This is a genomic window from Aeromonas sp. R1-1 (assembly GCF_040908495.1).
Lineage (GTDB): Bacteria > Pseudomonadota > Gammaproteobacteria > Enterobacterales > Aeromonadaceae > Aeromonas > Aeromonas veronii.
This window is the reverse complement of the sequence record NZ_JBFODV010000111.1, coordinates 1-12346: the sequence shown is the minus strand read 5'-3', so window position 1 is coordinate 12346 and position 12346 is coordinate 1. Positions and strand designations below refer to the sequence as shown.

Below are 12346 nucleotides of genomic sequence, written 5' to 3'. Positions count from 1 at the left end.
GCAAGCGGAGCAAGCAGCGGGCCGTCCGGTGATCCTGGTGGTGCCTCATACCTGGGCGGTCGACATGATTGGCCGCTACTTCTCCATGATGGGCATCGAGATGTGCACCATGATGAAGAGCCCGAAAGATGAGGTGTTCGACTGGTACATCAACCGCGAGCGGGCCAAAGCAGGCAAGGTCTATGAGCGCAGCGCCGGGATCAAGCCGGCGATCAAGTCGATCCGCGCCGGTGCCAGTTTCTTCTATCTACCGGATCAGGATCACGGCCGCGAGGCGAGCGTGTTTGTTCCCTTCTTTGGCCGCCCCAAGGCAACCCTGCCAGCCTTGCCCAAGCTGGTGAAGCTGACCGGTGCCAGAGCGGTGCCCATCTTCGCCAGCTATGACGAGGATGAGGGTTGCTATCTGCTGGAGATCGAGCCGCTGTTTGACCCTTATCCCACCGCCGATCTGCTGGCAGACGTCAATGCCATGAACCGGGTGGTAGAGATGCAGGTGGCGCGTCATCCCGAGCAGTACATGTGGTTTCTCAAGATCTTCGAAACTCTGGAGCATCAGGAGGGGGATGACGGCCTTTATGAAGCGGGGATCCAGCGCATTCGTAAGGGCTTGCCGCCCGAACCTTGAAAATTGGCCCGCTTGCGGGCCATTTTTGTGGGCACAGAAGCCTTTCGTATTTGGTCTACTGCTGGTGGTTTTTAAGGCGAACGGGTGGACAAAAACAGCGCAAACAGGGGATAACAGGGTGTCTTATGAAAGGGAGAGGCAGGTGAGCGTGCGCGGAGCTATCTTCGAGAGCGGAAATAGGGTAAAAGGGCGGCCATGAAAATTCCAAATCGAATCCAACCTCTGGTTGATGACGGCCTGGTCGATGAGGTCGTCAGCCGGTTGATGAGCGGCAAAGAGGCCGACGTCTATGTGGTGCGCTGCGGCGACGAGATCCGCTGCGCCAAAGTCTATAAAGAGGCGTCCAAGCGCAGCTTCAAGCAGGCCGTGGTCTATCAGGAGGGGCGCAAGGTGCGTAACAGCCGCAGCGCCCGCGCCATGGAGAAGGGCTCCAAGTACGGCCGCAAGCAGCATGAAGAGGTGTGGCAGAACACCGAGGTCGATGCCCTGTTCAAGCTGGCTGCTGCCGGTGTGCGGGTACCACAGCCCTATGTCTGCCTCGATGGCGTCCTCTTGATGGAACTTATCACCGATGAGGATGGCAATGTCGCGCCGCGCCTCAACGATGTGGCGCTTACCCCCGAGCAGGCGGTCATCGACCATGCCAAGGTGATCCGTTACGTGGTGCGGATGCTCTGCGCCGGTCTTATCCACGGCGATCTCTCCGAATTCAATGTGCTGGTGGATGAACAGGGCCCCGTCATCATCGACCTGCCCCAGGTGGTGGATGCCGCCGCCAACAACCAGGCTAAGGCGATGCTGGAGCGGGACGTAAACAACATGCGCAACTACTACGGCATGTATGCCCCCGAGCTGCTCAAGACCCGTTATGCCCAGGAGATGTGGGCGTTGTTTGAAGATGGCAAACTCACCCCCGAGAGCGAGCTGACCGGTCACTTTGAAGAGAGCCGCGCCGCCATCGATCTCGATTCGGTGCTGCAGGAGATAGAGAGCGCCGAGGAGGAGGCCTATGCCCGTCAGGCCCGGATGAAGGCGGAGCAGGAAGACAGTTACTAAAGATTTTTAGTGGTCAACTCAATCTGGATACTTGGTTCGATTGAACCTCGGATTTTGCTGGTGGCATCCCGCCATTGTGTTGACGTGGATGCGGCCAGTTGTGGTAATCCATCAGGTAGTAACTGATTTCCCGCTTCTCCTCCCGTAGGTTCATGCCCCCACCAGCGGGATCCCACCAAGTCCCTCTGGCGTATGAACCACATAAAATAGTGTCTGGGATGATTAGACCATATATGGACGCCGTCGGGTGGTGTTGGCTCCTTGCCCCGAAGAGTAATCTTGCGTGAAAGCGGTAAGTAGGCCCAATGGCCCGCTTGGCCGCCAATGAAAAGCGCCTGCAGCAATGCAGGCGCTTTTTTATGGTTACATCTTCCTAGCTGGTTACTGGGCAACCAGATAGAGCTCCTTGCTGTAGACCACATCCTGCGGGTTAAGGTGGGGGTAGCCTTTCACGAAAGGCTTGAGCAACCTGGATTTGACCGAGAAATAGATAGGGGCGATGGGGGCATCCGCATCAATGAGCGCCTCTGCCTGTTGATACAGGGCATTGCGTTCAGCGGGATCCAGCGAGTCGTGGGCCTTGGCCAGCAGGGCGTCATACTCCTTGTTGAACCACTTGCCGCTGTTGGCACTGCTGCTGGAGGTCATTATGTCGAGGAAGGTGGAGGCATCGTTATAATCCCCGTTCCAACCATAGCGGCTAACCCCGAAATCCCCCTCGTTGAGTGCCGAGACCATGGTCTTCCACTCCATGTTGTTGAGGGTGGCAGTGACCCCCAGGTTGTGTTTCCACATGGAGGAGACGGCCAGCGCAATCTTTTTGTGGCTCTCGTTGGTGTTGTAGAGAATGTCCACTGTGAGTGGCTTGTCCGGGCCATATCCCGCTTCGGCCAACAGGGCTTTGGCTTGCTTGGTCCGCTCCTCTTTGCTCTGCAGCTGGCTGGCCGGTTTTTTCAATTCAAAACCGTCCACAATGGGGGGCGTGAAGCTATATGCAGCAATTTGTCCCTGTCCCAGGATCTTGTCGGTGATGGTCTCCCGGTCGATGGCGAGCGAGAGCGCCTTGCGTACTTTCGGGTCATCGAACGGTTTGCGCTGGGTATTGAAGACATAGTAATAGCTGGCCAGTGTGGGGACGCTGACCAGTTCTTCCGGGCTCTTGCTCTTGAGCTGTTTGTACTGCTCCAGCGGATAAGTGGTGTAGTGCAGTTCACCGGTGCGATAGCGGTTGTAGGCGGCGGTTTCCGAGACGATCTCCAGATAGATCACCTTGTTCAGGACGGTGTGCTGGTTGTTCCAGTAGTGGGTATTGCGCTCGGCACTCAGTCGCTCGTTGGGGGTCCACTCCTTGAGTACAAAGGCACCGTTGGAGACGATATTGCCCGGTTTGACCCAATCCTTGCCGAATTTTTCAATGGTGGCCTTGGGGGCCGGGAACGTGGTGTAGTGGGCCAGCGTCTTCAGGAAGAAGGGAACCGGATTTTTCAGGGTGACCTGCAGGGTGTAGTCATCGAGCGCCTTGATCCCGAGCTCTGACGGGCTCTTCTTGCCCTGGATCACCTCGCTTGCATTGACCACACCGGTCAATTCGATAAACCAGGCGTAGTTGGAGGCCGTCTTGGGATCGGCCGCCCGTTGCCAGCCGTAGACATAATCGGCGGCGGTGACCGGTTCACCATTTGACCACTTGGCCTCGGGCCTCAGCTTGAAGGTGTAGACGGTACCTGTCTTGTCGACCTCGTAGCTGACGGCGCCTGCTGGTTTGATCTTGCCGGTATTATCCAGCTCATAGAGCCCTTCAAACAGATCGTTGACGATGGCACTACCGGCGGTCTCTTCTACCAGCTGGGGGTCGATGGTGGTGGGTTCGGTGCCGATATTGGTCACGTAGATTTGTTGGGCATCCGGCAGCAGCTTGGTACCGGCAGGCACCTGGGCAGCCCAGGCGGGAAGGGCAAACAGTCCGGCTACCATGCCGGCAATGAGAGTCTTGTTCATTGATAATCCTTGAGTTTTATTTGCTTCCAAAGCGAAATCAGTGTGCTGGATTGGCGATCGGATCTCAAGAGGCAATGGCTAAGGGAGCAGCAGGCCCATCAGACTCCATTTTTAATGGCCAAAGGCCAGTCAGCTCATGGCTTGTCGCAGGTTATTGCCACGAATTAAGGGTCCGAAAGTTATCGATTGAAACCGAATAAAAAGCCTCTTTTACCTAACGTGAGGCGAAATAGCCTATTTAATAGGCCGCTTAATTCGCTGCAAAAACAAAAAACAGACGTTACATTAGGTTACAAATCAAGGCCGCCGGTGATCGGCATTTTTTTTGCTGACGCCTGCAAACGTTTTCAATGCCAACCGATGCGATCTAAAGGAACAAAAATGCGAAACATGATCACCATGGGTGAGTTTATCGTCAAAAAGCAGGCGGATTATCCTACCGCGACCGGCGAGCTGACTTCGTTGCTCAGCTCGATCCGCCTTGCTGCCAAGGTGGTGAACCGAGAGATCAACAAGGCGGGACTGGCGGATATCATCGGTTCCATGGGCGCTGAAAACGTACAGGGCGAGGTGCAGCAGAAGCTGGATGTCTACGCCAACGAACGCTTCAAGGCGGCGCTGGAAGCGCGCGGCGAGGTGTGTGGCATGGCCTCGGAAGAGGAAGAGGACTTCGTCGCCTTTGACTCACCGCTCTCCAAAAACTCCAAGTATGTGGTGCTGATCGACCCGCTCGATGGCTCCTCCAATATCGACGTCAACGTCTCGGTCGGGACCATCTTCTCCATCTACCGCCGTTTGAGCCCGCAGGGTTCGCCGGTGACCCTGGAGGACTTCCTGCAACCGGGCAACCGTCAGGTCGCCGCCGGTTATGTGGTCTACGGCTCCTCCACCATGCTGGTCTACACCACCGGTTTTGGCGTCAACGGCTTTACCTACGATCCCTCTATCGGCTGCTTCTGCCTCTCCCACGAGAACATCCGCATTCCGGAAGAGGGCAAGATCTACTCCATCAACGAGGGTAACTACATCAAGTTCCCGGACGGGGTGAAGAAGTACCTCAAATATTGCCAGGAGCGCGACGAGGCGACCCACAGACCTTACACCTCCCGCTATATCGGCTCCCTGGTCTCTGATTTCCATCGCAACCTGCTCAAGGGCGGCATCTACATCTATCCGTCCGGCACCAACTCGCCGAATGGCAAGCTGCGGCTGCTCTATGAGTGCAACCCGATGGCGTTTCTGGTGGAGCAGGCCGGTGGCAAGGCCTCCGACGGCTTTGGCCGCATCATGGATATCCAGCCCACCGCGCTGCACCAGCGTACCCCTTACTTTGTTGGCTCGACCAAGATGGTGGAGCGCGCCGAGGCCTTTATGCGCGAGTTCTCCGCCCATGAGGATCCAGCCAACCAGGGCTGAACGTACGCAGTAGTCAGATAGCAAATAAAAAACGGGAGCAGATATGGCTCCCGTTTTAGTTGGCATTATCTCTCTGGCTCGCCGCCAGCGTTGCAGATATTCACAGGCTGTTGTTGGCCAGATCAGCCAGCAATCCATCCACCAGTTTCAGGCGCATGGCGCGGTCCTGGGTCGGCACCTGGAAACGCAGCCGGGTTGGCCCGTCCATCTTGTAGACCCGGGGCTGGCTGGAGAGCAGTTTGACCAGATAGGCCGGATTAACCTTGGTCTCCTGAGTGAAGTCGAGATAGCCGCCACGCTCGCTCATCTCCACCCGGCGAATACCAAGGGCGGTGGCACGCTGGCGGAAAGCGGCCAGCTCCAGCAGAGTTTTGGTCGCCTCCGGCAAGAGACCAAAGCGGTCGATCAGTTCCACTTTCAGCTCCCGTAGCTCTTGCTCGTCCGCCGCACTGGCGATCCGCTTGTACATGGAGAGGCGCATGTTGACGTCCGGAATATAGTCATCCGGCAAGAGCGCCGGCAGGCGCAGCTCCACCTCGGTGTGCTGGCTCATCAGCTGCTCCAGCGAGGGCTCCTTGCCATTTTTCAGTGCCTCGACCGCCTGCTCCAGCATCTCCATATAGAGGGTGAAGCCGACTGATGCAATCTGGCCGCTCTGGTCGTCGCCGAGCAGTTCGCCCGCGCCACGGATCTCCAGATCGTGGGTCGCCAGCGCAAAACCGGCGCCGAGATCTTCAAGCGAGGCGATCGCCTCCAGCCGCTTGGCTGCATCCTTGGTCATCAGCTTGGGATGGGGGGTGAGCAGGTAGGCATAGGCCTGATGGTGAGAGCGGCCAACCCGGCCCCGCAGCTGGTGCAGCTGGGCCAGACCGAGGTGATCCGCCCGATCCATGATGATGGTGTTGGCGCTTGGCACGTCGATGCCGGTTTCGATGATGGTGGTGCAAACCAGGAGGTTGAAGCGCTGGTGGTAGAAGTCCGACATCACTCGCTCAAGCTCGCGCTCGCGCATCTGGCCATGGGCGATGCCGATGCGCGCCTCCGGTACCAGTTCGGCAAGGTCTGCCGCGCACTTCTCGATGCTCTCCACGTCGTTGTGCAGGTAGTAGACCTGCCCGCCACGTTTGAGTTCACGCAGCACCGCCTCGCGCACTACCGCCGGTTCGTGCTGGCGGACAAAGGTCTTGATGGCGAGCCGCTTGGCGGGCGGGGTGGCGATGATGGAGAGATCCCGCATGCCCGACATCGCCATGTTGAGGGTGCGCGGAATGGGGGTGGCGGTGAGAGTGAGGATATCCACATCGGCCCGCAGCGCCTTGATCTTCTCCTTCTGGCGCACCCCGAATCTATGCTCCTCATCGACGATGAGAAGTCCCAGATCCTTGAAGGTGAGTTCGGAGCCGAGCAGCTTGTGGGTGCCGATGATGATGTCCACCTTGCCCTCCGCCAATTCCTTCATCACAGCGCTCTGCTCCTTGGCGGAGCGGAAGCGGCTCAGCACCTCGACCCGCACCGGCCAGTTGGCAAAGCGGTCGCGGAAGTTGTCGTAGTGCTGTTGCGCCAGTAGGGTGGTGGGCACCAGCACGGCAACCTGCTTGCCGCCGTGCACCGCCACAAATGCCGCCCGCATCGCCACTTCGGTCTTGCCGAAACCCACGTCGCCGCACACCAATCGGTCCATGCTCTTGGCCTGACACATGTCCCCCAGCACCGCATTGATGGCGTTGAGCTGATCGTCGGTCTCCTCGAACGGGAAGCTGGCGGCAAATTGGCGATAGGCCTCTTTGTCGTGCTTGAAGGCAAACCCGGCGCGAGCGGCGCGATGAGCGTAGACATCCAGCAACTCGGCTGCCACGTCGCGCACCTTCTCCGCCGCCTTGCGCCGCGCCTTGCTCCAGGCTTCGCCGCCGAGCTTGTGGCTGGGCGGGTTGTCAGAGCCGGTGTAGCGGCTGATAAGGTGCAAACTGGTGACCGGCACGAACAGCTTGTCGCCGCCGGCATATTCGAGGGTCAAAAACTCGGTGGGCAGACCACCGGCGTCGATGGTTTCGAGCCCCAGATAGCGGCCGACCCCGTGATCCAGATGGACCACCGGCTGACCCTGGGTCAGCTCGCCCAGGTTTCTGATCACCGCATCGGAGCTTAAGTTTTTGCTCTTCTCCCGCGCCCGCTTGCTGCGCACTTTGCCGCCCAGTAGCTCGGTCTCGGTGATCAGCGCCAGTGGATCCTGACCGACCTCCTGCCACAGGAAGCCACGCTCAAGGGGTGCAACCAGCAGGCCGTGTCGATCCGGGCTCGCCATAAAGGCGTCGAGAGAGGGGAATTCCTTGGGTTGCAGCGAGATACGCGCCAGCAGATCGCCGAGCACCTCCCGCCGTCCTTCGGACTCCACCGCAAACAGGGTGCGCCCGGCAAAGCCTTGCAGGAACTGGTTAAGCGCCAGCAGGGGTTGCTCCTTGCTGTGATCGAGTTGCAGGTCGGGCAGCGCCTCGATGGGCAGATCGTGCTGACCAGCATCACCGGCGGTAGCGGCCTCTTGCAGCCGCACCGCGCCATATTGGCCCAGAGAGGCAAAGAGCTGCTCCACCGGCAGATAGAGCTGGGCCGGTGGCAGCAGTGGGCGGGTGTTGTCCCAGCGTCTGTCTTCATAGCGCTGGCCGATATCGTTCCAGAAGCGCTGGGCGGCGGGGTAGATGTCCCCCACAGTGAGCAGCAGGGTTTCTTCCGGCAGGTAGTCAAACAGGCTGGCGGTCTGGTTGAAGAAGAGCGGCAGATAATACTCGATGCCGGCGGGCCAGCGCCCCTTGCTCACTTCCTGATAGACGGAGCCCTCGGCCCGCGACAGCTCGAACTGTTCGCGGAACTGGCCGCGAAACAGCTCGATGGCCGCCTCGTCGGTAGGGTATTCCCGGGCGGGCAGCAGGCTGACCGTCTTGACCGGTTCGCTGGAGCGCTGGGTTTCGGGATCGAACGGGCGGATGGAGTCCACTTCATCGTCGAAGAAGTCGATGCGATAGGGGCAGCTACTGCCCATGGGGAAGAGATCGAGCAGGGAGCCGCGAGCGGCAAATTCGCCATGCTCAAGCACCTGATCCACCGCCACGTAACCCGCCTCGGCCAGCCGCCCGCGCAGCTGTTGCAGGTTGAGGCGCTGACCGGCCTTCACCATCAGGCTGTATTTGTCGAGATAGACCCGGGGTGCGCAGCGCAACATCAGGGTGGAGATGGGGACAATCAATACCCCCTTGCTCATCTGCGGCAGCTTGTAGAGAGTTTCGAGCCGCTGGGAGATGATGTCCTGATGGGGAGAGAAGGTGTCGTAGGGCAGGGTCTCCCAATCGGGGAACAGCAATACGGGGGCGGACTGATCGGCTAGCTGCTTGTCTGCCAGCAAATACTGAAGCTCCTGCTCCAGGCGCAGGGCGCTCGGGGTATCGGCGGTGATAAGCAGTACCGGCCCCTTGGCTTCACTGGTGAGACGGGCTGCAATCAGCGAGAGGCTGCTGCCGACCAGCTGGCCGAGCGTGATCTTTTGGCCCGCTTTGGCGGGCAAGGCGGGGAGTGTCATTGGCATGGTTCGATTCTTTTAACGTTGACGTTATCTATCGCGACGTTCGCTCTGGTTAGCGCTGACGTTCTTGGGCGCGCAGCTTGAGCTGCTTCGATTGCACGTGGAGGCTGGCACGAACCAGCAGTTCACGGTCATCTTCGCGGATCCGCACATAGTCGAGCTGCACATGGGTGCCATGTTCACCGCCGTCGAGCTGTTTGACCTGGCCATAGCAGTAGATGGCGGCCGCCTCTTCCCGCAGGAAGATCTTGAGGCGGACGATCTGGTGCAGGTGCGGCGCATCCCCGTGATCATGATAGGGGTGCAGGTAGGTGAGCTGGCCAGCCCCGAAGCGCAGGGTGTGAAAGCGCTGCTCCGGATGGTCCTGCAGGGAGAGCACATAGCCCATAATCATGTCGATCTTGCGGGACTGCTGATTGACGATCTCGATCAGATCGTGCATCGACTCATTCTGGTTGCGCAGCAGGCGAGTGGTCACCAGATCGATGGAGGTAATGGCCGAAGAGATCCGAAAGGGCTCCGGCAGCTCAGCGTCCAGCTCCTCCAGCGAAGGGAGATGGAAGTCGGCCGGCATGGGGATCACATTGACCGGCGTGGCATGAGTGACGCTGAAGAACTGTTCCTGCATGGAGGCTATCCCTTGTTGTCATGGACGGTTTCCCTTTATTATCCGGTATCTTATTTTGTTGGCAACGTACATATCCTTGAAGACCGGACTTTTTCAGCCCCTTTCGCTGGCCATCGGCCTGCGTTATGCAGGCTCGAAGCGCAGCAATCGCTTCGTCTCATTTATCTCCCTGTTCTCTACCTTTGGCATCGCCATCGGGGTCGCCGCCCTGATGGTGGTCATTTCGGTGATGAACGGTTTCGAAGGGCAGCTCAAAGGGCGCATCCTCGGGGTGATCCCCCATGTGGTGGTGACCAATCAGGCTGGCCGTATTGATGCAGACCCGCAAGGCTTGCCGGATCTGGCCAACTTACCCCATGTGGTCGCCACGGCCCCCATGCTCGACAGCGAAGGGATGCTGCAAAGCCCCGGCCAGCTCACCGGCGTCAGCGTGCAGGGGATCGATCCCGCCCTTTGGCCCAAGGATGACATCCTGCACTCCCAGATGCTGGGGGGACGCCTCGATACCCTGCAGCCCGGCCACTACCGCATCGTGCTGGGGCAGGGGGTGGCACGTCGCCTCAATGTCTCCATCGGCGATCAGGTTCGTCTGATCCTGACCGAAGGGACCCGCTTCACCCCGTTTGGCCGGGTACCGGCCCAGCGCCTCTTTACCGTCTCCGGCATCTTCGGGGTCGGCGCCGATGTGGATAACCAGATTGCGCTGATCGCGCTGGGGGATGCCCAGCGGCTGCTACGCCTGCCGACAGAAACCGTCGGTGGCATTCGCCTCTGGCTCGATGATCCGTTTGCGGCCGACGAGGTGATCAAGACACCGTTGCCGGACGGGTTGCTATGGCAGGATTGGCGCCGCGAGCGGGGCGAGCTGTTCCAGGCGGTCGCCATGGAAAAACGGATGATGGGGCTGATGCTGGTGCTGATCATCGCCGTCGCTACCTTCAACATCCTCTCCGCGCTGGTGATGGTGGTGACGGACAAGGAGGGCGAAGTGGCCATCCTGCGCACCATGGGCATGAGTGAATCAGGGATCGTCAAAATCTTCATGGTGCTCGGTGCGTCCAGCGGGGTGATTGGCGCCCTGTTTGGCGGACTGGCGGGCCTTGCGCTCTCCCTGGGTCTCAACCCTCTGCTCAATGCGGTGGGGCTCAACCTCTATATGGCGGCGGGCGGCAGTGGCCTGCCGGTCATTGTCGAGCCGGCTCAGGTCATCACCATCTTGCTGGGCGCCGTGCTGCTGAGCTTCAGTGCCACCCTCTATCCGGCGGCCCGCGCTGCGCGGGTGAAACCGGCCGAGGCGCTGCGTTATGAGTAATGCCGTGAATAATGCATCTTCTGTTGTGACTGGTGCCCCCGTTGTTGCGGGTGCCAGCGTTGTTACCGAGGCAAGTGGAGCCCCTGTTATGAATGAAGCCGTATCCCGTGAACCTCTGCTGCGTTGCCAGGCGCTCAATCATGTCTATAAAGAGGGGGAGCTGGAGACTCAGGTGCTCAAGGGGATCGATCTCTGCGTCGCACACGGTGAAATGCTGGCGGTGGTGGGGAGCTCCGGCTCCGGCAAGACCACTCTGCTGCACCTGATGGGGGCGCTGGACAACCCCTCCAGCGGCGCCGTGCTGTTCAAGGGGGAGGATATCCACCACTGGGACAGCCGTACCCAGGCTCGCTTTCGCAACCGCGAGCTGGGCTTTGTCTACCAGTTCCACCACCTGCTCTCCGAGTTCAGTGCGCTGGAAAATGCGGCCATGCCGCTGCTGATCGCCGGTGAGTCGGTGGCGGTTGCCACCGAAAAGGCAACCAAGATGCTGGGGCGGGTAGGGCTCTCCCATCGCTTGAATCACCGTCCCTCCGAGCTTTCTGGTGGCGAACGTCAGCGGGTGGCGATCGCCCGGGCGCTGGTCAACGAACCGAGCTTGGTGCTGGCGGATGAGCCTACCGGCAATCTGGATCACGCCAGTGCCACCGCGGTGTACGAACTGCTGTGTGAACTGAATCGTGAACTGGGCACTGCGTTTGTGGTAGTGACTCACGACTTGAGCCTCGCGGCCAAGCTCCATCGCCGGGTGACCCTGGTGAGCGGCGTGATGGCGGAGGTTGCCTGATGTTCAAACCGCTGCCCCTCTTTCTGGGCCTGCGTTACAGCCGCTCCCGCCGTCGCAACGGGTTTATCGCCTTTATCTCTGCCTCTTCCCTGATCGGTATTGCCCTCGGGGTGATGGCGCTGATCCTGGGCCTCTCCGCCATGAACGGTTTCGAGCGGGAGCTTAAAGATCGGGTGCTCTCGGTCGTGCCGCAAGGTGAGCTGGACGCCGTCGAGCGGCCGCTGCCAGATTGGCCCCGTCTGCGCGACTACCTACTGGCCCAGCCGGGCGTTGAGGCGGCAGCCCCGGTCATTCGCCTCAATGGCCTGCTGGAGCATGGCTCTGCCCTCAAGGGGGTGCAACTGCGCGCCGTGCTGCCGGAGCTGGAAGCCAATCTGTCGGATGCAGGCAAATACATGACGGGTCGTGGTCTGCGTGAGCTGCAACCGGGTGAACGTGGGGTGATCCTTGGCAAGACCATCGCCGACAAACTGGGCGTCAAGGTGGGGGATTCTGTTGCCCTGCTGCTGCCGCAAGGGGGCGATCAGGCGGGTATCAAGAATCCCCGCCGCGAAGCCCTGACCGTGGTAGGGCTGCTGGAGATCGGCGGTCAGCTCGACGGCCTACTCGGCTTTATGCATCTGGCCGATGCGCAAGCGATCACCGGCATGGGCAGCGATGTGGAGGGCTTCAGCCTGCGGGTGAGCGATGTGCTCAAGGCGCAATCCATCACCGTAGCCGCCGCGCAGCAGTTCCCTCATCACGTCTATATCCGCAGCTGGATGAACAGCCAGGGTTACCTCTATCAGGACATCCAGATGGTGCGTACCGTCATGTATGTGGTGATGCTGATGGTGGTGGCCGTCGCCTGCTTCAACATCGTCTCCACCCTGGTGATGGCGGTGAACGAGAAGCGCAGCGAGATCGCCATCCTGAAAACCATGGGGGCGAGCCCTGGCCAGATCCGGCTTACC

8 protein-coding genes and 2 pseudogenes are annotated in these 12346 nt (G+C 59.8%); 6 read left to right on the top strand and 4 right to left on the bottom strand.

The window, feature by feature from the left end:
- Both AB5Y92_RS06695 and AB5Y92_RS06690 read left to right on the top strand, forming a co-directional pair.
- Positions 1 to 625: pseudogene (locus AB5Y92_RS06695) on the top strand (lauroyl-Kdo(2)-lipid IV(A) myristoyltransferase); the annotation flags it as partial.
- Positions 626 to 820: 195 nt separating this feature from the next.
- Entirely contained in the window at positions 821 to 1681 is an 861-nt protein-coding gene (locus AB5Y92_RS06690) for a PA4780 family RIO1-like protein kinase (protein WP_107684862.1), read from the top strand.
- A 13-nt stretch (positions 1682 to 1694) separates the two neighbouring features.
- Here the strand turns inward: AB5Y92_RS06690 and AB5Y92_RS06685 are convergent.
- A pseudogene (locus AB5Y92_RS06685) lies at positions 1695 to 1856 on the bottom strand (IS3 family transposase); the annotation flags it as partial.
- Between the two features lie 206 nt (positions 1857 to 2062).
- The gene (locus tag AB5Y92_RS06680; protein WP_368226079.1) at positions 2063 to 3679 is read right to left on the bottom strand and encodes a peptide ABC transporter substrate-binding protein; all 1617 of its coding nucleotides are present in this window, start codon (positions 3677 to 3679) and stop codon (positions 2063 to 2065) included.
- 381 nt (positions 3680 to 4060) lie between these two features.
- Here AB5Y92_RS06680 and fbp point away from each other — a divergent pair, with 381 nt between their 5' ends.
- Positions 4061 to 5095, top strand: coding sequence for a class 1 fructose-bisphosphatase (gene fbp / locus AB5Y92_RS06675; RefSeq protein WP_005336993.1), 1035 nt, complete (start codon positions 4061 to 4063; stop codon positions 5093 to 5095).
- Between the two features lie 100 nt (positions 5096 to 5195).
- On the opposite strand, the gene mfd is transcribed toward fbp, so the two are convergent.
- Together mfd and AB5Y92_RS06665 are read right to left on the bottom strand one after the other, a co-directional pair.
- On the bottom strand, positions 5196 to 8663 hold the full coding sequence (gene mfd / locus AB5Y92_RS06670; protein WP_368226082.1) for a transcription-repair coupling factor: 3468 nt from the start codon (positions 8661 to 8663) through the stop codon (positions 5196 to 5198).
- A 55-nt stretch (positions 8664 to 8718) separates the two neighbouring features.
- Positions 8719 to 9294: a hypothetical protein gene (locus AB5Y92_RS06665; RefSeq protein WP_005351323.1), complete on the bottom strand. Its 576-nt coding sequence runs from the start codon at positions 9292 to 9294 to the stop codon at positions 8719 to 8721.
- 76 nt (positions 9295 to 9370) lie between these two features.
- Between AB5Y92_RS06665 and AB5Y92_RS06660 the strand changes: the two genes are divergently transcribed.
- From AB5Y92_RS06660 to AB5Y92_RS06650, 3 genes are all read left to right on the top strand, one after another.
- Positions 9371 to 10606 (top strand): lipoprotein-releasing ABC transporter permease subunit, encoded by a 1236-nt coding sequence (locus AB5Y92_RS06660; protein ID WP_227273817.1) that lies wholly within the window; start codon positions 9371 to 9373, stop codon positions 10604 to 10606.
- A gap of 88 nt (positions 10607 to 10694) precedes the next feature.
- On the top strand, positions 10695 to 11393 hold the full coding sequence (gene lolD, locus AB5Y92_RS06655) for a lipoprotein-releasing ABC transporter ATP-binding protein LolD (RefSeq protein WP_368226077.1): 699 nt from the start codon (positions 10695 to 10697) through the stop codon (positions 11391 to 11393).
- On the top strand, positions 11393 to 12346 hold a 954-nt coding region (locus AB5Y92_RS06650; protein ID WP_368226075.1), incomplete at its 3' end, for an ABC transporter permease. The genes lolD and AB5Y92_RS06650, both read left to right, overlap by 1 nt.

Excerpts from the sequence above, each read along its gene's own strand:
- AB5Y92_RS06665 (WP_005351323.1), bottom strand. The coding sequence starts at position 9,294 with ATGCAGGAACAGTTCTTCAGCGTCACTCATGCCACGCCGGTCAATGTG.
- AB5Y92_RS06680 (WP_368226079.1), bottom strand. The coding sequence starts at position 3,679 with ATGAACAAGACTCTCATTGCCGGCATGGTAGCCGGACTGTTTGCCCTT.
- AB5Y92_RS06690 (WP_107684862.1), top strand. The coding sequence starts at position 821 with ATGAAAATTCCAAATCGAATCCAACCTCTGGTTGATGACGGCCTGGTC.
- fbp (WP_005336993.1), top strand. The coding sequence starts at position 4,061 with ATGCGAAACATGATCACCATGGGTGAGTTTATCGTCAAAAAGCAGGCG.
- mfd (WP_368226082.1), bottom strand. The coding sequence starts at position 8,663 with ATGACACTCCCCGCCTTGCCCGCCAAAGCGGGCCAAAAGATCACGCTC.
- lolD (WP_368226077.1), top strand. The coding sequence starts at position 10,695 with ATGAATGAAGCCGTATCCCGTGAACCTCTGCTGCGTTGCCAGGCGCTC.